The sequence below is a fragment of the Niallia sp. FSL R7-0271 genome, from assembly GCF_038005785.1.
Lineage (GTDB): Bacteria > Bacillota > Bacilli > Bacillales > Cytobacillaceae > Niallia.
Genome location: NZ_JBBOTZ010000002.1, coordinates 252,806 through 277,603, shown reverse-complemented (window position 1 = coordinate 277,603; position 24,798 = coordinate 252,806). Strand labels below are relative to the sequence as shown.

The following is a 24,798-nucleotide window of genomic DNA, read 5'->3' as shown; positions in this document are numbered from 1 at the left end:
CTCTTTTTTTATTTTAGAGAAAACTCTCGAAAAATTAAATGTACTAAAGTACAATCACTATGTACTTTAGTACATAAGTTTATAACAAAGCCTCCTTAAAAAAGCAGTCCCATGTTCACTTTTAGTAAACATGGGACTGCTTATGTCATAAGTCATCTTTGCGATAGACCAGTATCCTTATTTGTTACAGATTCTCTTATTCCTGGATCGTGAATATTATATTTTTTTACTAATTTTATTGTTGCAGCTGCGAATGCCCAGCAGATGACTAGTGAGGCAACTAGCAGCCACATTAGAAGGTCTGGTGAGTAGTTCATAATGACTGGTGTAAATACAGAGCACGCCGCTGTTAAAATACGGACAACAGCAATTGAAAAGCCTGTGACGCTTGCCCGCAAATCTGGCGGATAGAATGATTGGGTCCAAATTTTATAAATTGATTCTCCATGTAAGTTATTACAAGCAGAGTAAATAAAGTAAGCGGCAGAGAAAATAATCCATGATGTTCCGCCAAAAATTCCAGAAATCACGAAAGACAGAACACAAAGAAAAATTCCGGTATGCATCATTGTGTATCGATATTTAGTATCAGCTAATTTCATATAAATGAAAAAGAGAACGGCAATTGCAGCAAGGTTGGCAAAGAAGCCTAGTGCAGTTGAATATGATTGGGTCCGTCCGTTAATGGTAACAAGGAAATAATTGACGAACGAGCCCCAAGTATTTGCTGGGATATTCCAAAACAGATAAAAACCAGTAATCGAGATGAGCGGCACCATATACTTTTTGGAAGCAAAAATCGCTTTGATGGAAACTTTTTGTGCTGGTTGAGCGCGATTATTTTCATGTGCATTTTGTTCGTAAAGTTCATGTTCAACTTGACGAAACTTTTTGGAAAACACCCTAATGCCCCAATTAATCAGGGCTATTGCGGCAATCCAAATGAACAACACCCGTGTCCCTGTCATTTCCATGGTAGAAGTTAAGAAACCAAGTGCTTGTGAAAGGAGAATCCCGAGAATCCAAAACATCTCCGTAATAGTGATAACTTTACCATGATGTTTCGGTGAAACACGCTCCGTAATGACAGCAAGCGATGTTGGCAGATCTGCCCCTGATGCAAGTCCTGCGATAATTAACCCAATGAGTAGCATTGGCATACTATTAGAAAAGGCGATGATAATACTGCCGATTGCTACAAGCAGAATATCGATGTTAAAGACACGGACCCGGCCAAATTTATCAGATAAACGGCCGCCAAACAATGCCCCGATCGCAACAGAAAGGGTTAGCGCTGTGCTGATAACTCCTGTCCACCATGGATTAATGCCGAAATGGTCAGACCAAATTGCTAGAGCAATGCCGGCGCTAACAAGCAATGCGGCATCCAGGTAGGAAGCGACACCTGCAACACTTGCTAAAAACCAGTCTTTACCTGAAAGCTTATCTTGTAATTTCTCCATATTCATTTACTCCCTTTTTTATAAGTTAATAATTAATTCCTGCTCTCTTTCGATAGGAATAATTCGATTAGCTAGACGAAGAACTCCTCCAGATACGTTTGCTGTAACAGTAAGTTGTTGCTTGCTCCATTCAACTTTTACTTGCCCTGCTCCGACTGGCAATACACAGGAGAAATCTTTAAAAAGGCCTACTTGTGGAGCCACTTCAAAGCTTTTGTACCCTGGTGCTGTGGGCTGAACGCCTAACAGGTAACGCCCGACTAAATAAATAGGACTGGCCCCCCATGCGTGACAGAGACTTTTCCCATATTTATCACCATACATTGCATATTTTTCAGCACCTGTTTCGTTAGGGTCGTAATATTCCCAGAAGGTCGTCGCACCTTCAGCTAACATCCCGCCCCAGTAGGATTTAACTTGCTCAAGGACATACGAATATTCACCAATTTGTGCCATTACTTCAAGCTCCCAAAACTTAAAATACGGTGTATGAATATCATTAATTGCTGGATTTAATAAAACATTCTTTTTAATAATCGCTGCTTTTTTTCCATCAACTATATTAAACAGTATGGCAAAGATGTTAGCATGTTTTGTTATGTTCCGTTTACCAGATTCATAACTGTCTATAAAGCCGCCCTTCTCTTCGTCCCAATAATATTTGTGGATATTGGCTATTAGCTTTTCTGATTTTGCTTGTAAGTCTCCATTTGACATTCCCAATGCTTTCTCAACGCTCATCATGCTTTGATAAGCACGGGCCAGCAGCATTTGTTCTGCACAGAGCGGGCCTGAAATATCAAACTCTGCCCAATCAATATACACCCAATCACCTGGTTTACCGTAAATAAAACCGTGTTCATTCGTTTGGGATTCACAATATTGCAGCAGGGATACCATTTTCGGATAAATTCCCTCAATAAATCTGCGATCACTAAATGTTTGATAATACTCTTCAATGCTTATCAGCCAATAAAGGGAATAATCGATAATTGTATTAAGATGTTGTTGCATAAGATTGGTACCGCGGAGTCCAAGAATTGTCCGCTCAACAATTTCTTTGTTGAAAAAACTATAGCGATTAATGAAATAGCTTTGATAGGCATCTCCCGACCATACCCATTTATCCCGTTTAACTCCATCTAAAAAGAAGATATCACTGCAAGTACGGAAAGTGCGATCGGCAACCTCCCAAATTTGGTTGAGCTGCTGATCTGATGAGTGGAACTGACTTACTCCGCCGAACTCAACATATTGCCGGATAGCAGTAATCATTACTGAATCATCCATTACATTGGGTAAAAAGATATAGCGAAACGCTCGCAGTCGGGTAACAAAAGTGTTTTCTTCCAATAGTTCAAAGTCTTTATCATCACGAGTGTTTATCACTTGTTTGAGGTAACAGTCCTTAACATCAAGTGCTTCTGTCCTGCTCTCACCGTAACAACACGTAATAGGTTGAAATCTTTCGGAGAAAATTACTTTTGTTTTTGCTGTAATGGTATGACCGAAATCTAGCAATGTACCTCCATTTACATATTCAATCTTCGAGGGTGTCTTTTGTTCATATGTGTAAGGAAATTCCATCGGATCTTGCTCTTTATCCACAAAAAGAGCGCTTACACCTACAGCCTGATCTGATTCGATATAGTTTGAAGCAATCCATGTCTCATCAGAAAATATAGTTTGCCCGCACACAAAGATACTAGGCAATCCTTCCAAATGACAAACAATCACTTCAACCGTTATTTTACCTGGATTACAAGTAATAGTTTGTTCAAATGGGTATTTATCGACTTGTTCACTACCAGCCTCCTCCTGTCTTGTAACAGCTACATGCCCCTTCCCCTTAGCATGTACCGTAAAAGTTGTCTTTTCTTTGAGATGATACGTTTGTTTAAACTTAACATTATGGTTCCAACCAGCTGTAAACCAATAGGCAGGCCAATCAAAGCCACGTTCTTCTCGACTAAAATTTTGTTTCATAATATGGTAAATTTCAAAATCTCCTGGAAACCAAATCCAATAATTCACTATTTTCATCCTTTCTCACTACTTGTGAAACGCTTACATACGAAGTATAATCTAAATAAAATCTAGATAAAATGTCATTTATTCTTGAAAATATGGTCTTTGTTCAGGTTTAGTAAAATATTCGGAAAGGATATTAAGCACATGGAATTATCGACATTAGATGAGTACCTTTTCAGCCATACAGAAGTTGAAAAGATTCAACGAAAAGAAAAACAAAATATTAACGAGTTAAACCTTCCTTATGCCCTTCAAAAAGTCCCGAAAATCCCAAAAGAGGCATTTTTTCTTGAGGGAAATATTTTTATCAATAAACAGCAAAGATTTTCATACACTCCAGCACACACCCACGACTTTGTTGAAATAAACTATATGTATTCTGGAAACTGTACGCAGTATATTAATGATGAAAAAATTGAACTAAAAAAGGACCACATTATCGTAATGGATAAAGATGTGGTCCAAAAAGTTGATAATATTGGAGAAAATGATATTTTAATCAATATTTTAGTACATGAGAATTTTTTCTCGATGGATATTTTGTTTGACTCTTTCCAATCACATTCGATTTTCAGCGAATTTCTGCTTAATGCTATTCGCGAAAAATCCGCTCACAGCACTTTTTTACTGATTGATGTGTCAGGAAAAGAGACGATTTTATCCGTACTACGGAATATGATGGTTGAATATTTTAATCAAAAGCATTTCAAACAGGAGGTTATGAAACATTACTTTTCCATATTAAGTTATGAACTGAGTCGTATACTGGAAAATCGGGCTTGGGGCGAGAAGCAGAACACGATGGACAGTAAAATGATTGAAATCATCCGCTACATAGACTGTCATTATCAGGATGTATCACTTGCTTCCCTTGCAAAAACATTTAAATTTAATAAAAACTACCTGTCTTCTAAAATTAAACAAAATTTAGGGAAAGGTTTTTTTGAATTATTGAACGATAAACGATTAAGCGTAGCAAAAAAACTGCTGCGGGAAACGAATATGCCAATTGCAGATATCACTTATGAAATCGGCTATAATGATCCCAGTTATTTTTACAAAATGTTTAAGCAGAAATACGGAGAAACTCCTTTGCACTATCGGAAAACACGATAAGGAGAGCATACTGCTGTTTTAAAAATCCCCTTCTAACATTAATTTAGAAGGGGATTTATCTTCTTATAAGAGTTAAAAAATCATTTTTCTGAAAATGGCGCGCTAGCAGAGGTTGTGGTTTCTCCATCTAGCATGCTTGGCGTATGAAAATTTTCTCCTTTCATTGCTCTTATTCAAGCTGTATGCCCTCCAATATCAAACAGACTTTTCAGTACTACAGCAGTGTACGGAAAACACTTTTTATGAATAATAAATACTAAAAAAAGAATCCTAATAAAAAAAGTGTGAGGGTTCAATATGTCATTTAAAATTCAATCGCTACTTAATATTTGTATGGTTACGATTTCATGGTTGTCGCTATATTTTATCGGTGTTAAAAATATAAAAAGATTTCTTCCTGCTACCTTAATAATTGGCATTATTGAAATTTTGCATGCAAAAGTTGGCAAAGACCGTAAGTGGTGGGTTTTTTATAATAAGCCAAACACCTATTGGGTCGATGAATTGCCTTTTAATACTGGTCCATTTATTTTCATTTCCATGTGGACATTAAAGATAGCCTATGGGAATTTCAAAAAGTTTATGATAATCAATGCATTAATACATGCTTTTTTCGCATTTCCTTATACTTTTGCTGCAAAGAAACTTAAATACTATACATTAGTTCGCTTTAACAATGTGCAGTTTTTTATTTATTTCTTTATGAAAGCTCCTTTATTGTATTTATTACAATTCCTTGTTGAACGGAGCAGTGACAGGTTACGGAAGCTATGATAGGGGAACAAATAGAAGGTAAAAAAAAGCTTTCGGCAAAGTAGTTACCGAAAGCCTTTTATATTATATTTAGTTGCGAATCAGATAATCAAATGCGCCTAGAGCCGCCGTTGCCCCTGATCCCATGGAAATAATAATCTGTTTATAAGCACTGTTTGTACAATCTCCTGCAGCAAAAACTCCAGGAATGTTTGTAGCACCGTGTCTGTCTACAACGATTTCACCGAAGCGAGTACGTTCGATTGTGTCACCTAACCAGTCAGTATTTGGCACAAGACCAATCTGAACAAACACACCTTGAAGTTCAACATGATGAACCTCTTCTGTATCGCGATCGATATAAGAAATACCGTTTACTTTATCTGTACCGGTAATTTCTTTTGTTTGTACGTTCTTTAATACTGTAACGTTTGGAAGGCTGTATAGACGATCTTGCAGTACTTTATCTGCTTTTAGTTCAGGCATGAATTCAAGCACTGTAACATGCTTTACAATACCAGCTAAATCAATTGCAGCCTCAATACCAGAGTTACCGCCGCCGATAACAGCTACGTCTTTTCCTTCAAACAATGGTCCGTCACAGTGAGGGCAGTACGCAACACCTTTGTTTTTAAACTCAGCTTCACCAGGCACGCCTACATTTCTCCAACGAGCTCCTGTAGAAAGAATGACAGATTTACTTTGAAGAACTGCACCATTCTCCAGCTCTAATTCAATTAAATCTTTCTTTTCTAAACGCTTAGCACGCTGTAAGTTCATTACATCAATGCCGTATTCCTTCACATGCTCCTCAAGGCTGGCAACAAGCTTAGGACCTTCAGTATGCTTCACACTAATGAAGTTCTCAATACCTAATGTATCCATTACTTGACCGCCAAAGCGTTCAGCAACAAGCCCTGTGCGAATCCCTTTACGTGCTGCATAAATAGCTGCACTAGCACCTGCTGGACCGCCGCCGACAACTAGTACGTCGTAAGGGTCTTTACTAGAAAGTTCAGAAGCATCTGGACCGCTGCCGATTTTATTAAGAATTTCTTCTAAAGTCATACGGCCGCTGCCAAATGGCTCACCATTTACGAAAACAGTTGGCACTGCCATGATATCTTTGCTTTCCACTTCCTCTTTAAATGCTCCGCCGTCAATCATTGTATGTGATATTTGCGGATTAAAAATGCTCATCACATTCAATGCTTGAACAACATCTGGGCAGTTATGGCAAGTTAAGCTGATATACGATTCGAAATGGTATTCGCCTTTGATGTTCTTAATTTGGTCTAGCAAGCTTTGGTCTACTTTAGGAGCTCTTCCGCTAACCTGAAGCAGTGCCAAAACTAATGAAGTAAATTCATGGCCTAATGGAATTCCTGCAAAGATGACACCAGTGTCTTCTCCGATACGGTTAACACTGAAGCTTGGTGTTCTTTGTAAAGTAGTCTTTTCTACTTTAATTCTTGGCGACATAGTTGCCAGTTCATCTACTAAAGCAAGCATATCAGTAGATACTTTATCAGTACCTGCACTAACCTTTAATAAAACGTCGCCTTCCATCAGCTGAAGATATTGTTCTAATTGTGCTTTAATGTCTCCATCTAATATCATTGATGACACTCCTTAGATCTTTCCTACAAGATCAAGGCTTGGCTTAAGTGTTTCAGAACCTTCTTGCCATTTAGCCGGGCAAACTTCACCTGGATTGTTGCGAACATATTGTGCAGCTTTAATTTTATTTACAAGCGTGCTTGCATCACGGCCAATTCCGTCTGCATTGATTTCAACTGTTTGGATAACTCCGTCTGGATCGATGATGAATGTGCCGCGATCAGCAAGGCCTTCTTCTTCATTCAACACATCAAAGATACGAGAGATTTTTTGAGAAGGGTCACCGATCATTATGTATTCAATTTTTCCGATAGCATCAGAATGATCGTGCCATGCTTTATGTGTGAAGTGAGTGTCAGTAGATACAGAATAAACTTCTACTCCAAGATCTTTCAAAGCACCATATTGGTTTTGAAGGTCTTCTAATTCAGTAGGGCATACGAATGTGAAATCTGCTGGATAGAAACAAACTACACTCCATTGACCTTTTAAATTTTGTTCAGAAACATCGATGAACTCACCGTTGTGAAATGCTTTAGCTGAGAATTCTGCTACTTCTTTACCGATTAATGACATAAAAAATTTCCTCCTAAAAGTGATTTGATGTATTATTAAATTAACAATAAATTTTATAACTTAATAATATTAAATTAATAATTAGTATTATAAAACAATCATTATTTATAATCAAATAAAAAATGTAATTATTTTAATCTAGATAAAATGAAAAGGCTATCAAAAAATCGATAAAATCAACATTTTTTCTCATAAGAACGCTGTAGTTTAATTCATTTATTGCCGAATTTCATTACTATTCATCAGCAGTTATTCTCAATTGAACAACAGAAATCGGCATTTTTTAAGTAGGAATTTTTTCAATTAAAAATTATAAACAATAATTTAAAGTCTTTTTGATTTATAATGATTTTTTTCTTCGTTTCTAAGAAAGATAAGCTTTGAAAATAAGCTGTTCCTCTAATATCTATTGTTACCAATGGCTACTTTTTTATAAATTCATGTGGAACAACAACATTTTTAGATAAAATAAAGCCACCGAATAGGTGGTGGATTCCCCGCTTCTCCTAATAGATATATAAAAACAAAATAGATGCAAATCAGCAGCCCAAACCCCATAACAAAAAAGGAAAGCATTATATTTTCTTTTTTTACCAGCCCGATAATTCCGCAAATAAAGCTACCCAAACCTATAAACAACTCAAATAAAGCTACATGATAGATAGAGTATTGCTCCATAACAAAAACGCGCACATGATTAAACATGGTTATCAACAGAACGAATACTATTTGTAATAATAAACCAAAAAAAGATATTTTCATTTCTCTAAACTCCATTCAAAAGTGAAGTACATAGAATATTTATGTACACAGTATTTCTACGTATAATAACGTAAGCTACCATTAAAGTAAATTATTTTAAAAGAAAGTTTAAAACCTCGACATATTGGTCGAGGTTCACGTGAATATCAATTATTTATTTCATCATATATGGATTGCTTCTCAAACCAGTTCTTTTTACTTCTGCAGCGAAAGTAATATTTATATCTGCTTTGGCAAAGCCTTGATCCCATTGAACTCCGTATTTCTTAAAGTGCTTATAATCTTGTTCTCGTAAAAACTCTCCAAAACCAAATATATCCGCATTATACTCTTCTCTAGATTTATTAATAAATCGCATTATCTCGTCTTCCATCATTTTGTTAATAGCTTTTTCCTGCCCTTCAAAAGCAGACTCCTTTTTAAATTCATTTGTACAACCTGTACTTTCTAAATAGCCTTCTGCCTTAATTTTAACATGGAAGGTTGGAAGGCCATTTTTCTCTTTCGCTGTTACCTTTGTTTTTGTGCTAGTAATACGATAGCCAAACTTCTTATCTCCCTTAATACATTTAACCGTCAATTCTGTATTCTTTATTCTTCCCTGAATAAAGAGCATATCTCTAACTTCCTTTAATGTTGCAAAACCAACGAGTTTACCGTTTTTGATTACGCCAATTGAGTCAATAACTACTGAACTCTCAGGGACTTCACTCTTTAAGTTCTCAACATTTCCGCCTTTTTTTGGATCACCAATTAATCGGGCTGCTGCAAGGACAGGAGACTGGCCTTGTGCATTATATAAACGCACAAAATCATTTAACTTAATATCAGGTGCCCCGCCCCACTCTTTCTGCATCGTATTCAATTGTGTAAAGATTTTTAAGGACGGGCTTTTTTTGTACATATTTGTAACTTCCAACAAACTTCCTGCATCTTGTCCTCTAACGATCACTATACTAAAGTCATCACGCATTTCTCTGTTGCGGTCAAAAAAATCCATGAAGTCCATCGTGCCGGTTTCCGCCACTTCCTGACTAATTGCAAGCAGTCTCATATGAGAGTAAACTAGACGAGATGCATTAGATATATTAAATTTATGAGCAATTTCTCCTACTGCATCCCCCTCTAATGAATAAACAAATGATGGGGCCATGCCTGTTGCAGTTTGGTAATTCATTTCTCTCGCTTCCGTGGTCTCAATGGTTAACCTGTATTTTTTCGTTTTTCCTTTATCGATTGCCACACCTGTTACGATAGACACCTCTGATAGCTCCGCTCTATCCCAGCAGCCTGTTAAAAATAGCAGTGAAAAGCTTATTATGACTGTTAATTTAAATAATTTCATAAGTATCCCTCGCCTGTATAAGGCTGTTAAAAGTTTCCTATGTAGGATGTTATTTATTATTTTTTGTATTACTGATGCCTTTTATGCATGAACATGGTGTACGAAGGTACTCCATCACTATTCAATAGTTTCTAAAATAGCTTACCTAATGCAGTATCTTAAAGTATAATTGAAGAATGACATACTAATATAATCAGCCAAGTTTTTGTTAGATCCATTTAAAATTATTGGAGTACTACAATTTGATGTATAACGAATTGATTTTTTATATACTATTGGTTATTGTTGCAGGTTCTTTAAGCTTATTTCTGTACATATTTTCCTACTTTAAGCTGAAAGGTGCACCAGGTGCCAGATTTTATCAATATGCAACTTTATTTTCCTCTATATTTTCCTTTTTTTATGTCTTTGAGTTATCAAGCACCTCTCTTAAGACAATAAAACTTTGGGTAACTATGGAGTATCTTGTTATGCCTTTTATTCCGGCCTTTCTCTTTTTAATGTGTTTGGAATACGTTGGCCAAAAGCTAAAGCAGTGGAACTATTACATCCTATTTCTAATTCCATGCTTTACAATTTTCATGCAAGCAACCAATGACCTTCACCATCTGTACTACTCTTCTGTTGCGCTAAGAAGCGATGTACCGTTTCCTATTTTAAAGTTGGAATATGGACCATTATTTTATGTTCATGCTTTTTATATGTTCTTCTGTTTAACTGTTAGTATTATTACATTGCTACAACAACTGAAAAATGCTTCCTTTATGTTTCGAATACAAATAGTTACTATGTCAGCAGGCTTAATTTTCCCAATTATTGCAAATTATTTTTACTTAAACAATCTAAGCCCTTATGGAATTGATCTTGGACCAGTATCCATGAGCTTATCCTTTATATTTCATTCTATTGCTCTTCTGACCTTCAAGATGTTCAATGTAATGCCAATATTTAGGGATACTGTATTTGAGAGAATGAAAGAAGGGGTTATTGTATTAAATCAAAATGGTGTAATCCTTGATTATAATGATGCTATACTTCCTATCATTCCAAGTCTAAATGCTTCTGTAATTGGAAAACCTTTAAGCAGCCTTCTTATAGGCAACCTAAAGCTTTTGAAGATTATTGATAAAGGTGTAGATTGTGACTATGAATGGAATCAAGGGAATAGAAGCATTTATCATCAAGTACATTTCTCTCTTGTCGAGGATAATAGGTTAGGTAAAATAGGGAAAATAGTCTCGTTTGTTAATATTACAGAAAAGATAGAAATGCAAAAAATGCTCAAGCAGCTTGCATCTATTGATGGCCTTACACAAGTATACAACCGTACCTATTTTTTAAAAAAAGCAGAAGAAATGCTTTCAGCTTCAACAATTCAAGCAAATGTCTCTCTCATTATGTTTGATATAGATTTTTTCAAAAAAATTAATGATCAATACGGACATGAAGCTGGAGATATCGTTTTATCTCATGTAGCTAAAGTAGCAAAGAAAACCATTCGTGACGAAGATATAATTGGTAGATACGGAGGAGAAGAATTTATCATCCTCCTTCCAGAAACGTCCTTAAATGAAGCATACCGTTTAGCCAATGTTATCCGCCTGAAAGTTTCAGAAAGCTTCGCCACCGTTCACGAAATAAATATATATACTACTTTAAGCTTAGGTGTTTCCCATACAGCCTTTATTACAAATGATGCTGCCGAAACTATTCAAACTTTAATGCGAGAAGCAGATGCCGCACTTTATACTGCCAAACGGAGCGGACGAAATAATGCTCAAATGTTTTTGCCCGAATTTATCAAACAATAAGCTGGTAATAAAAAAGGTCAAATCTATAGATTTGACCTTTTGTCTATCCATATATGTATGTTAAAAACGCTTAGCTCTGCTGGTTAATAAATTCTTTAATTTGTTCAATCGTTAATCCAAGTTCTTTTGCTTCTACTATTAATTGAATCCATTCCATATCCAATTTTAATTCAGCACTTGTGTCAGCCATACGCCCTCCTGGTTTTTAGGCAGCACAGCCATCATAGAAATCCCTTAGATCTGTTGCTTTGCGCCCTACTCTTTCAAGCAGTTTGCCCTTTACTTATTCTTATATTTTAATTTTACAAAAAATTCTATAAATACAAAACTGTTTTTTATCGACAATTTTCGACTAACGCAAAAAGAGCCTAACCTCTCCTAAAGATTAGGCTCTTTCCCTGTCATCAAACAGATTATTTATCATTTTCTTTTTGTATAGGAATTCTAATGGAAAACACACTTCCTTTGCCTATTTCACTGCTTACGTGAATCGTCCCTGCATAGCTGTCGACAATCCATTTTGCAATAGAAAGCCCAAGGCCATGACCCCCGACTTGTCTTGTTCTTGATTTATCTGTGCGATAAAAACGGTCAAAGATTCGCTGCTGATCTTTCGGGTCGATTCCGATACCAGTATCCTTAACTTCCACCACTAGTTCTCTCCCATCAGCAGCCAATGACAGCAAGACTTCTCCGCCGTTCGGAGTATACTTAATTGCATTATCTACTAGAATATACAACAGCTGTGTAAAACGCTGTGAATCTCCATGCACAATCAGTGCTTCAGGGGCATGTAAGTATAATTTAATTTGTTTCGAATCAGCAAGCATTTTTAAAGATTGGATGGTTTTTTTTGCTAATGGGCAAAAATCGAAGGTTTCATTTGCCAACTCTATTTTCTCCATGTCTGATCGGGCAATTGTTAATAAATCTCCGACTAAACCGGTCATTCTTTTCACTTCATTTTTCATATTTAAAAGAAGCTTGTGTGAATAATCCTCTTCTTTAAACTCTGCTGTCATTTCCATTGCATTTATAGAAGATAACATCACACTCAACGGTGTCCGCAATTCATGAGACGCGTCTGCAACAAACTCCTTCTGTCTCGCAAACGTTCTTGAAATCGGAATCATCGCTTTTTTGGACATATAGTAGCTGATATAAATAGCGACTCCCATAAAAAGAACGGCTATCCCTAGCAGGATAAAGGGAAGCATTTTAAAAAGCTGGTACGCAAACGAGATTTCCTTACCTATGTAAAGCAAGCCGATTTCTTGGCCATGATGGTATATAGGCTGTGCTGCTACAAGGAGCCGCACGGTTTCTTGCTTTTGATCTGACTCGAACTCTTCTACTCTGCCTCTCGTTTTAAATCTTCTTTCGGCTGTTATATTGTCTACTTTTATCGTTTCACTGCGAATTTCGTTTTCAGAAGGATCCCAGCCATCCAGCTTGTTTAAAATTTCAGACCGGGAATCAGACACCGTTTCATCTCCCAGAACAAGTGAACCAGAAGTATTAACAACATAAAAGAAAAACTGATCTACATCCTTCTCCAGTGATTTCTGGTTTTGAAATTCAAGAAGGTTAGTTTGATTTGTCTGTGTCAAATAGGCTTCAATACTGGTTGCTTCCTGTTCTGCAGTCACCTTCAGCTCGCGTTCTTGCTCCTTAAAAATAGTAAAATATAATAGCAAATAAACAACAATAATGAACAGGAGCAAAAACAGCATTAGCAAGCCGCTGTAAAGTGCAGTCAGCCGATATTGAGTGCTTTTAAAGATATCCTGGTTGTTTCGTCCTTTCCAGAAAGAAACAAGTGACGCTATTTTAGCTTTCAAATTTATAACCTACCCCCCTTATACTTTGGAGCAGCCCATTTTGACCAATCATGTCCAACTTCTTGCGGAGCAGCTTCACTGTTGCATCAATTATCTTCATGGATACATCTGCATCCAAACCCCAAATCCTGTCAAGAATCACTTCCCTTGGCAGCACTTGTCCACGGTTTTGCACGAGCAAGTCGAGCATCTGGAACTCACGAGGACTTAACTGTACTTCGTCTGCTCCATTGGAGATTGTCTGGCTGAGCCTGTTTAATTGCATTTCATGAATGGACAGCTGCTCTTCAAGAATAGGTGCATAATTGCGTCGGGACAGAGCACGCAAGCGGGCAAGGAGCTCTTCAATTTCAAAGGGCTTTACAAGATAGTCATCTGCTCCCGCGTCCAATCCGATGATTCGATCCTCTACAGCATCTTTAGCAGTCAGCATTAAGATTGCTCCAGAATAGCCGCTGGATCTTAACCGTCTGCAAACAGACACACCATCCTCATTAGGCATCATCCAATCCAATATCAATATATCATAGTGTGAGGCTTTCGCGTAATCGTATGCGTCTTCCCCGTCTGTAACCCAATCGACCTTATAGCTGCCCTTCTTCTTTAACATATATTCAACTAGCTCACCAAGCTGGAAATCATCTTCCGCTAAGAGTATGTTCATGTAAAACTCCTCCTCCTTTTTTATTATTTCTTGTATCTATTATAAGTCTGAAGTCTTACTCACTTTCTGCCAATCCTAGCAACATATTCTTAAAATTAACTTAAGAAAGTAGTAACAATGAAAAAGCCTGCATAAAGAGATTGGCCAATCAGCACTACTCCAAACATCATTGCTGGGACCCACTTAAGCCTTCCGAAGATTCCTTTTCCTTTCATTAACTTTCTATTAGAAACGCTGCTTTTCAGCTGAACAAAGGACCCGAGGACAGATTGAACAAGGATAATCGCTGCTAGAAATATCGCGCCATGCATAATGATCGTTTCATCGCCGTAATACAACGGTGCTGTTAGCATGGCAATAGAAAGAATGGCCCAGACAAACCCGACAAAGCTGCGAATCCAGAACAACAACGATAACCCAAGAAGCCCGATTAATATATAGAAAATAAATTCGTACTGCTGCTTTGAAACTAAGTAAAATAAACCAGTAGCTGCTATTAAAGCGCCTGTGTGTCCTAAATACATATGAAAAGCAGCTTTTAATGTTTTCCCGTCTGCTTCACCCTCAAGCAGCTGTTTCTTCTTCTTAATGCCCCTGATTTTTCTGCCAGCAGCTATATCGCTGATAATATTCAACAGCAAAGTGTTCCAAATGGAAAAGCAAGCTTTAACAATCGGAATGACAGACACAATTAATGCTATTGCTAGATAAATAAAAATTGGCAGTGCCTTGTCATAACTTAGATAAGATATAGGATTGATTTGAAGTAAGTCTTGAATTGTTTCTCTCATTTTTTTAGCTCCTTTCACGTTTATTAAAGAAGGAGAAGCACCTATTTTTACTTCAGGCACTTCCCCTTCTTGTCAACCACTCATATTGCTTCTTTATCAGCTTTAAGCTTGTCTAGTTCTTTGGCGATTTCCTCATCGCTCACATTGGAAAAGCTTATTTTGTTATAGCTGTTTAGCGGGTTGGAAGTATAGCTGCCTGCTTGCACTTCTGCTTCCATAAAGAGGATTCTTTCCTCTGCTCTTGTTATACCTTTTGTGATTGTTTCGCCATTAAAATCAATAGTAACCTTTTGAATCTGCTTGATTGATTTTGCTGCATTTGCACGGGATGCAAGTAAAATTTTCTTATGCTGAAGCTCATTATAAGTTACTTGGAGCTCATTGAATTTTCCCTTCAAAATATTCGTTTGTTCCTTAAGTGTGATTAGCTGCTGTTCATAAAGATTAAGCTGAGTCTCTAAATTGTTTTTTTCTTGCACTGCCAATTTAGCAATCCCTTCATCACCCTTCTCAAGAGCCAGTTTCGCTTGGCGGACTCGCTTTTCCACTAATTCCTTTGTTTGTGAAATAAGTGCCGCTTGCTTTTTTTCCACAAAGATTTGTCTAGATAAAGCGGACTGTGCCTTGCTAAGCTCCTGTTCCATTTCTCTAGTGTATTCATTCAGCATCGCAATTGGATTCTCCATGCTGTCTAATAAACTATTAATATCCGCTCTAGCAATTGTCTTTATTCTTTTAAAAATACCCATTTACATTCTCTCCTTTTTTTCTGCGTTATTCTTTTCCCATTCATCTAAAATCGTTGCATTCGTATAATTCACAGACGGTTTTGGTGTACTCATGATGGAAGTATCAATAAATTGCTGCATCGATGAAGCTTGCGATTTTTTCCTGAAGCTTTTAACGGCAAGGACAGTCACTGCTATCAGGATGATAATAATAATGAGGGTCCAAATCCACGGAAATGCTGGTTCATTATGATAGCCGACTAAAACTCGTTCACGCACAACTACATCGTGATGATGCAGCAGCACCGTTTCTCCTGGGCCTCCATGATCGTGAAAGCCTGCAGCAAGTGTTGTTGTCCCCCCAATCAGATTAAAGATAAAGCTTATCGCAAGCGTCATAGAAGCAACAATTGCTCCCCAGAAAATACCTTTTTTCAATCTAGCATTCACTGTTTTGTTTCCTCCTTTCTTTGTTCATATTGATAGTTTAGTAGCCTTTAGTGAAAAGATGGTGAAAAGATAGAGCTATTCTATCTTTTATTGAATTTGTTTATTCTAAAAGCCGAACAGCAAAAAAGACAGCACTCATCATGTGCTGTCTTCCTTACTCATTCTATTAAATTACCTTTTTAAATTGGCTAGTATACAAATCATAATAGAAGCCTTTTTGTTCTACTAGCTCATCATGGGTGCCACGCTCGATTATTTCGCCGTCTTTTAGTACAAGAATCTTGTCTGCCTCCCGAATTGTACTAAGCCTGTGGGCAATAACAAAGCTGGTCCGTCCTTTCATAAGCTCGCTCATAGCTGATTGGATCTGCATTTCAGTTCGTGTGTCTATACTGCTTGTTGCTTCATCCAGAATTAACACAGCAGGATCTGCTAGTATGGCCCGGGCAATTGTCAACAGCTGTCGTTGACCTTGACTTAAGTTTCCTCCTTCTGCTGTCAGAACTGTGTCATAGCCCATTGGCAGTTTACGGATAAATCCATCTGCATTGGCAAGCTGTGCCGCTTGTTCCACCTCTTCATCTGTAGCATTCAGGCGGCCATAGCGGATATTTTCCCTAATAGAATCAGAGAATACGTACGCATCCTGCAATACTATCCCTAATTTGCGGCGCAGACTGTCTTTGCTGATTGTTTGAAGCTCTGTTCCATCTATTAAGATTCTGCCATTGCTTATCTCGTAAAATCTCGTTAATAAGTTAACAATGGTTGTTTTTCCTGCACCTGTCGGCCCAACTAAGGCAATCGTATCACCAGGCTTTGCAGTTAAAGTGATATTCTTTAATATGGAGTGTCCCTCTTTATAACCAAAAGAAACGTCCTCAAAAATGACTTCTCCTGTCAAATCCTCTACAACTTTGACAGGTTGCTTTTTGGCATATTCTGTTGGAGTATCAATTATTTCAAAAACACGCTCCGCTCCTGCCACTGCTGATTGAAGCATATTGAATTGGTTTGCTACTTGATTGATTGGATCGTTAAACTGCCTTGAATACGAAAGAAAACTAACAACCACCCCAATTGTAACCATGCCTTCAAGGGCCATCCAGCCGCCTGCTGCGGCAATGATTGCAAAGCTAGCGTTTTTCATTACATTCATGACAGGGCCCATAAACCCTGAATAGATTTGTGCGCGGATAGATGCCTCGCGAAGCTTTACATTAATGTCCTGAAACTCTTCCTTCACCTTTTCCTCCCGATGAAAGACTTTAACTGCCTTCTGTCCAGAAATAGTTTCTTCTATATACCCATTTAGCTCTCCTAAATGCTGCTGTTGGCTAGTGAAGTATTTTCTCGTAAATTTAGCAATTTTTGATGTCAGGAACATGACAATTGGAATTGTTACAAAGCTTAACAATGTCAATCCAATATTAAGGCTAAGCATAAAGCATAATGCACCGATCAGTGTCATAATGCTGGATATTAATGTTGTAAAGCTTTGATTCAGCGTATTTGATACATTTTCCATATCATTTGTCGTTCTGCTCATCAATTCTCCATGTGACTGTCTATCAAAAAAATGCAAAGGCAGCTTTTGAAGCCTGGCGAACATATCTTTGCGCATTGCAAGTACTGTATATTGAGAAACAGCTGCCATGAAATAAGATTGAAGCCAGGTAGCAATAGAGCTGCATATATAAACACCAAGCAAGCCGGCACAAAACCAAACAAGGCCGTTTACGTCGCGAGTGATGATATATTTATCGATTGAAACACCAATTAAGTAAGGACCTAGCAGGTTTAAAACTGCTGTTGTCATTGTCAAGAATACAACCAGCACTAATCCTTTCCGTTGATGACCAATATAGCGCCATATTCTTACCAATGTTTCCTTCATATTGTTTGCCCTCTGAACTGGCAAGTTTCCGCGGAAATGCTTCGGCCCTCCTAACCCCATCTGTTGAGGAGGCATGTTTGTTTTGCGATCATTCATAAACTACTTCCTCCTTTCCCAGCTGGGAGCGGTATATTTCCTGATACACTTCACTAGTTTTCATTAACTGTTCATGCGTGCCTTCTGCGGAAATCCTTCCATCCTCCAGGACGACAATTTTATCTGCCTCCATTACAGAAGAAATACGCTGAGCAATGATGAAGGCAGTGCTATGTTCCAGCAATTCCCCTAGTGCTTTTTGTATGCGGGATTCAGTTCCCAAATCAACTGCACTTGTACTATCATCTAGAATCAAGATTACGGGGCGGACTAACAGCGCTCTGGCGATCGAAATCCGCTGTTTTTGCCCTCCAGACAAATTCATGCCTCTCTGGCCAAGTACAGTATCATATCCATCTGGCATAGTCATTATAAATTCATGGGCACATGCTGCTTTCGCCGCTAATTCAACTTCAGCTTGTGTTGCAGCCGGTTTTCCATAACGAATATTATCCCGGATTGTGCCGCTGAACAGGATGGACTGCTGTAAAACTACACCTACAGATGTCCGCAAATGTTCCAGTTTAATATGACGAACATCTGTGCCGTCAATCATAACCGTGCCGCTTGTCGCATCATATAATCTCGGAATTAATTGCACCATTGTAGACTTTCCAGAACCAGTCGCCCCTAGAATGGCAACAGTTTGGCCGGCCCTTGCAACTAAACTGATGTCCTTTAACACTTCAGATTGTCCATCATAGCTGAAAGATACGCGGTCAAAAGTTACTTCCCCCTTCACGATTGCTTGCTGGTCTGCGTGCTGATGATCCACTAAATCCAGGTCTGTATGGAGAACTTCTTGAATGCGGTCTGCTGACACCTTTGAGCGGGAAATCGTAATCATCATCATGCCAATCATCATCACAGCAAACAACACCTGTGTCACATAGTTAATAAAGGCAATAAGATCGCCCACCTGTAAAGATCCGCTCCACGTCTGATGTGCTCCAAACCAAAGGATAATAACTAGGCTGAAATTAAGAATGAGCATTAACACAGGCATATTGAAGGATACAATGCGAGCTGCCCTGACTGCATTATTTGTATAATCCTCGTTTGCTTGCCCAAACCGGTTATTTTCAAAATCAGAGCGTACAAACGCTTTAACTACTCGAATACCCATCAAATTTTCCTGGAGGACAGTATTAACCTTATCCAGCTTTTGCTGAACTATATTATAGGTAGGAAAGGCTTTTCGAATAAGCAGATAAAGAATAATAAATAAAACAGGAATAGTTGCGGCAAATATTAACGCAAGCTTAAAGCTGATAGTAAATGCCATAATAACACTTCCAATCGTCAAAAGCGGTGAGCGAATGCTGCGCAAAACCATCATCACAAACATTTGCAACTGGACTATATCGGCCGTCAGCCTCGTAATTAAACTGCCTCCTTTAAACTTATCCAAGTTTTGAAAAGAAAAGCTTTGCACTTTATCAAAAACTACTTTTCGCAAATCGGTGGCAAAATTCATCGATGCCGTACTGGAAAACACCGTACAGCCTGCACCGCCAATCAAACCGATAAATGCGACAAGAATCATCAGCCCGCCAGTGCGCTGAATTGTCTCTAAATCCCCTTTCATCACACCCTCATTGACGATTTGCGCCATTAAAAATGGCTGAAGCAAATCCATCGACACCTCCAGCACCATAAACAGTGGTGCCAGTATGGTTATTTTCCAGTATGGCTTCAGAAAACCCATTAATTCCTTCATAGTACCTCCCCTTTAAACAGGAAACGGACTGGATTATTCCAATCCACTCCTATCTTCCTCATTTAAAGATTCCTCCCCTTTATGCGGATTGGCTTCTTCTGTCTGTATCTTTGCATCGCTAGTGTCATTCACTTCATTTTCTTGAATTTCAAAAAGCTCAGTAAACTCATTAATAACCATATCAATCGCTTTCAATTCTCCGACTAGGATCGGTTGAATAGACTGAAATTCAGGAGCTTCAAGCTGCTGCTTTATGGTAGAGCGTTTTAATTTCATCATCTCCAGAAAGGCAATAGCTCGGCCGCGGCGGAATGTTTTCGCGCCTTTATGTCCTTTATTCTTCCGCTTATGATGTTCACCATGATGATAGCTATCTTTCATAAAATGCTCGTTTCTCATTGTTCACCCTCCTTGTATACATATGTATACATTTTGTTTCTATATTCAATGTATACATTCGTATACAAAATGTCAATATTCTCTAACTCGTTTGAAGAACAAAAAAACAGTATCCTATTTAGGACACTGTAAAAAGGAGGAGTACCATATAAAAAAGAATTAGCATTCACCAAAGCTGTAAGGGGAAAAACTGATAAAATTAAAATAAGTGTGCAATCGATTAATTGTATACTGTGCTATGTCATCAAGAGGGTCTTAGTACAACAGCAGACTTAAACAACCTAACTTTTTCATTGAAAAGTATGTTAATGACTTACCGTACCTTTTTTTGCTACTGCCGTAAAATAATCTAAACCTAATCCTAGAAATTAAGGAGATGCTAGAACCTTTATTACCGCTCTGTTTATTTGCCTGTAAAGCCCCTCTAATCATGGACATGCTCGGAAGCCGAAAAGCCTACTATAGGAATGGTTGAGTATAGACTATTCGGCTCATTCCCTGTTTGTAATGCTGTAAATATGAAGGTGATTGTAATAAGTATGGAAACTACCTAATTTGATAAGCAGCAAGCACTCTGATTATTTAACGAAAGTGCACTTTCAAACAGGAAATAACATATACAAATAAATCTGTGGATCCTCTATCCTTCCACGCTTTTTTTAATTCATCAATGTGCATTCCATTTCCCCTGACAAATTCACCTTAACAATTCCTCATAAATATTTATATACTTACTCGCATTTGTTGCGATTATTGTCAAATTTTATGGGACTTTCACTTTGAATGCCTGTAGTATTTTTTCATTAATTTTATTCATGTCATTAATTTGTCACTGACTATTAAACGGGATGGCCAATTCTTCCCCTTCATTTTTTGGTGAATTGACAAGAGTTGAAACCTCATATTTAACCATTGCTTCTGCACTATATGGTACAAGTAGCTGCTTTAATTCGTTTATGTTACTGTTCTTCGGGTTCATCCAATAATCATAATCTTCCTGCTTCAAAATAACCGGCATTCTATCATGAATATCTTCTGTACTAGCATTTGCTTCTGTTGTTATAATGGTACAAGTAGCAAGAGGCTTCGTTCCATCTGCTTTTTTCCAAACCTCAAATAAGCCAGCCATCGCAAATGGCCGCCTATCTTTCATGACAAACCGAAAAGGCTGCTTTTCACTCTTTGTCTTTTTCCATTCATAGTAACCGTCGCAAATGATTAAACATCTTCTTTTTTGAAAGGCATGTTTGAATGAAGGCTTTTCTTCCAGGCTTTCCATACGGGCATTGATTAGTTTATAGCCTATTTTTTCTTCCTTCGCCCAAAAAGGGACTAGTCCCCATCTTAAGTAGCTCCCTATCCGTCTTCCATTGTTATATCCTATTGCAAGGACATCCTGCCCTGGAGCAATATTATATCTGGGCGTAAGCTCAGCAGAAAACTCAAAATCAAATTCTGCTTGTAATTGGGACAGCTCACTTACTAATGAATATCGACCGCACATCAGGCTCCACCTCTTTTGCTTTTTTTATAGTTTAGCCTAAATAACAGAATAGAGACATGAAATCTCCATGCCCCCACGCCTTACTAATTTGTCTTTCTTTCTTCTGTAAACAGATCTTGAACAAACCTGTCAATCCGGTCAAATCCTTTATGAATATTTTCAACAGATGACGCATATGACAGCCTAACGTAACCTTCTCCCATACTGCCAAAGCAATCGCCAGGTGACACAACTACGCGCTGTTCGTTAAGCAGCCTTATAGCAAACTCATCGGAAGTTAAGCCTGTTTCTTTTATGTTCATAAAGACGTAGAAAGCCCCTTTAGGCATTACACAGGATATCTTATCTATTTTGTTAATACGCCCCACCATGATGCTTCTGCGCTCCTTATATTGCTCATTCATATAAGCATAAGCTTCAGTCGGACCTGTCAACGCTTCGATTGCTGCAAATTGAGCTGGTGTATTTACACATGACAGCATAAATTCCTGGATTTTCTGCATTTGAGCAATTATTGGCTTCGGTGCGAGACAATAGCCGACGCGCCAGCCTGTCATAGCATAGGATTTAGAAACAGAGTCAATGATGATGGTTCTTTCTCTCATGCCCGAGATTCTCGCTATATTAAAAAAAGGCTCGTCATACGTCAAATATTTGTATACCTCATCAAAAATAACATATAAATCATGCTCAATCGCCACCCGAGCAATCATTTCCATTGTTTCCTTGCCTGCGACAGCACCTGTCGGATTAGACGGGGAGTTCAGAATTATTGCTTTTGTCTTAGCTGATATCGCTTCTCTCAGACGCTCTTCTGTAAAGTTAAAACCTTCTTCCTCATAAACAGGCACTGTAACAGGCACAGCATTATTCATCTCAATCATGCCAAAATAGTTCGTATAGCATGGGTCGCTTACAATCACCTCATCACCTGGATTGGTTAAAATAAACAAAGATAAAGACAATCCTTGCATACCGCCAACAGTAATAAAAATTTCATTAGCAGGATCATAGCTGACTTTATCGAAATTCTCAAAGTGTTTGCTAACTGCTTCACGCAAAGGAAGTAACCCAGAGTTAGGAGTATAGTGGGTTTCGCCATTATCCATTGCTGATTTAGCAGCATCTATTATGTTTTTCGGGGTATCGAACTCTGGCTCTCCAATAACAAAACTGACCACATCCTCTAGCCCTTGTGACAGCTCATACATTTGTCTTACTTTTGCTGCTTTAATTCCTTGAACCTTGGTTGATAACTCCTTCATACTTTTTTTCCTTTCCGAATAGAAGCATTCTATGTATATTCTTTATTTTCCAAATATTCAATTTATTAAATTCTACCATATTCATAATTAATAATTAATATTTATTTTTGAAACGAAGAAATACATACCTTTTTTAAGTCATGAGTTTGGCCGCTTAATAGGGCATAAAAAAGAGGCACCTATTAGATAGGTGCCTCCTGATTAATCAGTCTTCATCTCGCTGCATTCCAGTATAGATTAAAATCAAACGAATCAGCTCCAGAACAGCAACTGCTGCAGCTGCAACATATGTCAATGCTGCTGCGTTTAGCACTTTCTTCGTTTCTCTTTCTTCGTCATTGCGAATAATACCAAGGGAAACGACCTCATCCATCGCTCTGTTAGAGGCATTAAACTCTACAGGCAATGTCACAAACTGAAATAATACCGCTGCTGCCATGAATACAATTCCAAGAAGTAATAAATTGCTCATGCCTGCGATCATTCCGATTAGAATCAAGATCCAGGAAAAGTTACTGCCGATATTCGCTACAGGGACAAGAGCGTGACGGAATCTTAAAAACGCGTAGCTTTGCTGGTCTTGAATCGCATGGCCGACCTCATGGGCTGCAATCGCCGCTGCTGCCACTGAATGGCCATGATAGTTGTCAGAAGATAAGCGGACAACCTTAGAGCGCGGATCATAATGGTCAGATAATACTCCCCTTGTTTCCTCAATAGAAACGTCATACAAGCCGTTGGAATCAAGAATTCTTCTGGCTACCTCTCTCCCGGACATTTGGGATGACGCTGTTACATTAGAATACTTTTTATAAGCGCTTCTTACTCTGAATTGTGCCCATATAGGGACAATTAGGATAATCAAAAAATATATGATAAACATACTGCTTCTCCCTTCCTAAAATTATTTAGCTGGAACGGCTGCTTCGATTAAGTCATCGCCGATTTCTCCGACGATTTCTTCTAATATGTCTTCCATCGAAACAATACCTGCTGTTTTGCCGTTCTTATCTTTTACAATCGCTAAATGTGTACTGCTTTGCTGCATTTTTAATAATGCATCTTTAATTGGTGCTGTCTCTTTAAAGCTAGGCAGTGAATGGACAACAGAATCCATTGTCAGTTTCCTGCCTGCCACAACACTTGTAAGCATTTCTTTTGTGTTAATAAATCCGATATATTCCCCTTTATCTGTAACCGGATATCTCGTATATTCATACTGATCTAAAACAGTTATTATTTGATCAAAAGGCATGCCTTTTTCAACTGAAATAATTCTCTCTTTCGGTATCATAATATCCTTCAAAATCCGCTCATCAAAGGCAAAGATATTTTCCAGGTATTCAAGCTCTGTTCTATTAATTTCTCCGCTCTCATAACTTTGTGTAACAATGAGCTTCAATTCTTCCTCTGAATGGACCGTCTCATGCCCAGCTGGTTTAACCCCAAACATACGCAGGAGAATGCGGGAAGATCCGTTCAATGCGGAGATAATTGGCTTTGTCACTTTACCAAACCAGTAAAGAGGCGGTGCAAGCATAAGTGTCATTTTTTCAGCATATTGAATTGCCAATGTTTTAGGTGCAAGCTCTCCTAATACTACATGGAGAAATGTAACAATTGACAGGGCAATAGCATAAGACAGGACAGTGGCTAATGCTTCTGGAACATTAAACCTTTCAAATAAAGGATGAAGCATCTTCTCCACTGTAGGCTCTCCTAATGCACCCAGTACTAGGGCAGTAATCGTAATACCCAGCTGACAGGCTGACAAGTAAAAGTCAAGATTCTGTGCAACTTTTTTCGCGATATGAGCCTTTTTATTACCCTCTGCAATCAATTGATCGATTCGTGACATCCTTACCTTTAATATCGCAAACTCCGCACCAACAAAAAATGCAGTCAATCCGATAAATACGGCCACAAGAAACAAATTCAAAACTATTAATCCGTCCAATTCATGCGC

22 protein-coding genes and 1 riboswitch are annotated in these 24,798 nt (G+C 38.1%); of the genes, 3 read left to right on the top strand and 19 right to left on the bottom strand.

Annotated elements, in window-relative coordinates; genetic code table 11:
• Positions 1-152 precede the first annotated feature (152 nt).
• Complete coding sequence (locus MKX82_RS21340) at positions 153-1,463, bottom strand: MFS transporter (protein ID WP_341079932.1); 1,311 nt, start codon at positions 1,461-1,463, stop codon at positions 153-155.
• Positions 1,464-1,481: 18 nt separating this feature from the next.
• Positions 1,482-3,497 carry an alpha-L-rhamnosidase-related protein gene (locus MKX82_RS21335; RefSeq protein WP_341079931.1) on the bottom strand — a complete coding sequence of 672 codons (2,016 nt, stop codon included), beginning with the start codon at positions 3,495-3,497 and terminating at the stop codon, positions 1,482-1,484.
• A gap of 141 nt (positions 3,498-3,638) precedes the next feature.
• Here MKX82_RS21335 and MKX82_RS21330 point away from each other — a divergent pair, with 141 nt between their 5' ends.
• Positions 3,639-4,610 carry an AraC family transcriptional regulator gene (locus tag MKX82_RS21330; protein WP_233317009.1) on the top strand — a complete coding sequence of 324 codons (972 nt, stop codon included), beginning with the start codon at positions 3,639-3,641 and terminating at the stop codon, positions 4,608-4,610.
• Positions 4,611-4,907: 297 nt separating this feature from the next.
• Positions 4,908-5,384, top strand: coding sequence for a hypothetical protein (locus MKX82_RS21325; protein WP_233317008.1), 477 nt, complete (start codon positions 4,908-4,910; stop codon positions 5,382-5,384).
• Between the two features lie 69 nt (positions 5,385-5,453).
• Here the strand turns inward: MKX82_RS21325 and ahpF are convergent, their stop codons facing one another.
• The 4 genes from ahpF to MKX82_RS21305 form a co-directional block, all read right to left on the bottom strand.
• Positions 5,454-6,983 carry an alkyl hydroperoxide reductase subunit F gene (gene ahpF / locus MKX82_RS21320; protein ID WP_233317007.1) on the bottom strand — a complete coding sequence of 510 codons (1,530 nt, stop codon included), beginning with the start codon at positions 6,981-6,983 and terminating at the stop codon, positions 5,454-5,456.
• A gap of 12 nt (positions 6,984-6,995) precedes the next feature.
• Positions 6,996-7,559 carry an alkyl hydroperoxide reductase subunit C gene (gene ahpC / locus MKX82_RS21315; protein ID WP_233317006.1) on the bottom strand — a complete coding sequence of 188 codons (564 nt, stop codon included), beginning with the start codon at positions 7,557-7,559 and terminating at the stop codon, positions 6,996-6,998.
• Between the two features lie 459 nt (positions 7,560-8,018).
• Positions 8,019-8,321: a hypothetical protein gene (locus tag MKX82_RS21310; protein ID WP_341079927.1), complete on the bottom strand. Its 303-nt coding sequence runs from the start codon at positions 8,319-8,321 to the stop codon at positions 8,019-8,021.
• A 154-nt stretch (positions 8,322-8,475) separates the two neighbouring features.
• Complete coding sequence (locus tag MKX82_RS21305) at positions 8,476-9,666, bottom strand: Ger(x)C family spore germination protein (protein ID WP_237943410.1); 1,191 nt, start codon at positions 9,664-9,666, stop codon at positions 8,476-8,478.
• A 245-nt stretch (positions 9,667-9,911) separates the two neighbouring features.
• On the opposite strand from MKX82_RS21305, the gene MKX82_RS21300 reads away from it, so the two are divergent.
• Entirely contained in the window at positions 9,912-11,477 is a 1,566-nt protein-coding gene (locus tag MKX82_RS21300) for a histidine kinase N-terminal 7TM domain-containing diguanylate cyclase (RefSeq protein ID WP_233317079.1), read from the top strand.
• A 70-nt stretch (positions 11,478-11,547) separates the two neighbouring features.
• On the opposite strand, the gene MKX82_RS21295 is transcribed toward MKX82_RS21300, so the two are convergent.
• From MKX82_RS21295 to MKX82_RS21235, 13 genes are all read right to left on the bottom strand, one after another.
• On the bottom strand, positions 11,548-11,667 hold the full coding sequence (locus tag MKX82_RS21295) for an anti-repressor SinI family protein (RefSeq protein WP_233317003.1): 120 nt from the start codon (positions 11,665-11,667) through the stop codon (positions 11,548-11,550).
• Between the two features lie 15 nt (positions 11,668-11,682).
• Positions 11,683-11,764, bottom strand: a riboswitch (cyclic di-GMP riboswitch).
• Positions 11,765-11,890: 126 nt separating this feature from the next.
• A complete protein-coding gene (locus tag MKX82_RS21290) occupies positions 11,891-13,318 on the bottom strand; it encodes a sensor histidine kinase (RefSeq protein ID WP_341079924.1) in 1,428 nt (475 codons plus the stop codon).
• Positions 13,308-13,982 (bottom strand): response regulator transcription factor, encoded by a 675-nt coding sequence (locus MKX82_RS21285; RefSeq protein ID WP_233317001.1) that lies wholly within the window; start codon positions 13,980-13,982, stop codon positions 13,308-13,310. The genes MKX82_RS21290 and MKX82_RS21285 overlap by 11 nt, the downstream gene beginning before the upstream one ends.
• 95 nt (positions 13,983-14,077) lie before the next feature.
• Positions 14,078-14,773 carry a M50 family metallopeptidase gene (locus tag MKX82_RS21280; RefSeq protein WP_237943404.1) on the bottom strand — a complete coding sequence of 232 codons (696 nt, stop codon included), beginning with the start codon at positions 14,771-14,773 and terminating at the stop codon, positions 14,078-14,080.
• Positions 14,774-14,853: 80 nt separating this feature from the next.
• Complete coding sequence (locus tag MKX82_RS21275) at positions 14,854-15,522, bottom strand: PspA/IM30 family protein (protein WP_341079921.1); 669 nt, start codon at positions 15,520-15,522, stop codon at positions 14,854-14,856.
• Entirely contained in the window at positions 15,523-15,951 is a 429-nt protein-coding gene (locus tag MKX82_RS21270) for a hypothetical protein (protein ID WP_233316998.1), read from the bottom strand. It abuts the gene before it with no gap.
• Positions 15,952-16,117: 166 nt separating this feature from the next.
• On the bottom strand, positions 16,118-17,944 hold the full coding sequence (locus tag MKX82_RS21265; protein WP_237943398.1) for an ABC transporter ATP-binding protein: 1,827 nt from the start codon (positions 17,942-17,944) through the stop codon (positions 16,118-16,120).
• On the bottom strand, positions 17,937-19,664 hold the full coding sequence (locus MKX82_RS21260) for an ABC transporter ATP-binding protein (RefSeq protein ID WP_251646459.1): 1,728 nt from the start codon (positions 19,662-19,664) through the stop codon (positions 17,937-17,939). The genes MKX82_RS21265 and MKX82_RS21260 overlap by 8 nt, the downstream gene beginning before the upstream one ends.
• Positions 19,665-19,697: 33 nt before the next feature.
• The gene (locus tag MKX82_RS21255) at positions 19,698-20,063 is read right to left on the bottom strand and encodes a hypothetical protein (protein WP_233316995.1); all 366 of its coding nucleotides are present in this window, start codon (positions 20,061-20,063) and stop codon (positions 19,698-19,700) included.
• 829 nt (positions 20,064-20,892) lie between these two features.
• The gene (locus tag MKX82_RS21250; protein WP_341079915.1) at positions 20,893-21,567 is read right to left on the bottom strand and encodes an SOS response-associated peptidase; all 675 of its coding nucleotides are present in this window, start codon (positions 21,565-21,567) and stop codon (positions 20,893-20,895) included.
• Positions 21,568-21,650: 83 nt separating this feature from the next.
• Entirely contained in the window at positions 21,651-22,832 is a 1,182-nt protein-coding gene (locus MKX82_RS21245; RefSeq protein ID WP_233316993.1) for a pyridoxal phosphate-dependent aminotransferase, read from the bottom strand.
• 205 nt (positions 22,833-23,037) lie between these two features.
• Positions 23,038-23,715 (bottom strand): zinc metallopeptidase, encoded by a 678-nt coding sequence (locus tag MKX82_RS21240; RefSeq protein WP_233316992.1) that lies wholly within the window; start codon positions 23,713-23,715, stop codon positions 23,038-23,040.
• 21 nt (positions 23,716-23,736) lie between these two features.
• The gene (locus MKX82_RS21235) at positions 23,737-24,789 is read right to left on the bottom strand and encodes a hemolysin family protein (RefSeq protein ID WP_233316991.1); all 1,053 of its coding nucleotides are present in this window, start codon (positions 24,787-24,789) and stop codon (positions 23,737-23,739) included.
• Positions 24,790-24,798: the final 9 nt, after the last annotated feature.

What these genes read in the sequence shown, in the direction of transcription:
- MKX82_RS21340 (WP_341079932.1), bottom strand. Translation starts at nt 1,463, where the DNA reads ATGGAGAAATTACAAGATAAGCTTTCAGGTAAAGACTGGTTTTTAGCA.
- MKX82_RS21330 (WP_233317009.1), top strand. Translation starts at nt 3,639, where the DNA reads ATGGAATTATCGACATTAGATGAGTACCTTTTCAGCCATACAGAAGTT.
- MKX82_RS21325 (WP_233317008.1), top strand. Translation starts at nt 4,908, where the DNA reads ATGTCATTTAAAATTCAATCGCTACTTAATATTTGTATGGTTACGATT.
- ahpF (WP_233317007.1), bottom strand. Translation starts at nt 6,983, where the DNA reads ATGATATTAGATGGAGACATTAAAGCACAATTAGAACAATATCTTCAG.
- ahpC (WP_233317006.1), bottom strand. Translation starts at nt 7,559, where the DNA reads ATGTCATTAATCGGTAAAGAAGTAGCAGAATTCTCAGCTAAAGCATTT.
- MKX82_RS21310 (WP_341079927.1), bottom strand. Translation starts at nt 8,321, where the DNA reads ATGAAAATATCTTTTTTTGGTTTATTATTACAAATAGTATTCGTTCTG.
- MKX82_RS21305 (WP_237943410.1), bottom strand. Translation starts at nt 9,666, where the DNA reads ATGAAATTATTTAAATTAACAGTCATAATAAGCTTTTCACTGCTATTT.
- MKX82_RS21300 (WP_233317079.1), top strand. Translation starts at nt 9,912, where the DNA reads ATGTATAACGAATTGATTTTTTATATACTATTGGTTATTGTTGCAGGT.
- MKX82_RS21295 (WP_233317003.1), bottom strand. Translation starts at nt 11,667, where the DNA reads ATGGCTGACACAAGTGCTGAATTAAAATTGGATATGGAATGGATTCAA.
- MKX82_RS21285 (WP_233317001.1), bottom strand. Translation starts at nt 13,982, where the DNA reads ATGAACATACTCTTAGCGGAAGATGATTTCCAGCTTGGTGAGCTAGTT.
- MKX82_RS21280 (WP_237943404.1), bottom strand. Translation starts at nt 14,773, where the DNA reads ATGAGAGAAACAATTCAAGACTTACTTCAAATCAATCCTATATCTTAT.
- MKX82_RS21275 (WP_341079921.1), bottom strand. Translation starts at nt 15,522, where the DNA reads ATGGGTATTTTTAAAAGAATAAAGACAATTGCTAGAGCGGATATTAAT.
- MKX82_RS21265 (WP_237943398.1), bottom strand. Translation starts at nt 17,944, where the DNA reads ATGAATGATCGCAAAACAAACATGCCTCCTCAACAGATGGGGTTAGGA.
- MKX82_RS21260 (WP_251646459.1), bottom strand. Translation starts at nt 19,664, where the DNA reads ATGAAGGAATTAATGGGTTTTCTGAAGCCATACTGGAAAATAACCATA.
- MKX82_RS21255 (WP_233316995.1), bottom strand. Translation starts at nt 20,063, where the DNA reads ATGAGAAACGAGCATTTTATGAAAGATAGCTATCATCATGGTGAACAT.
- MKX82_RS21250 (WP_341079915.1), bottom strand. Translation starts at nt 21,567, where the DNA reads ATGTGCGGTCGATATTCATTAGTAAGTGAGCTGTCCCAATTACAAGCA.
- MKX82_RS21245 (WP_233316993.1), bottom strand. Translation starts at nt 22,832, where the DNA reads ATGAAGGAGTTATCAACCAAGGTTCAAGGAATTAAAGCAGCAAAAGTA.
- MKX82_RS21240 (WP_233316992.1), bottom strand. Translation starts at nt 23,715, where the DNA reads ATGTTTATCATATATTTTTTGATTATCCTAATTGTCCCTATATGGGCA.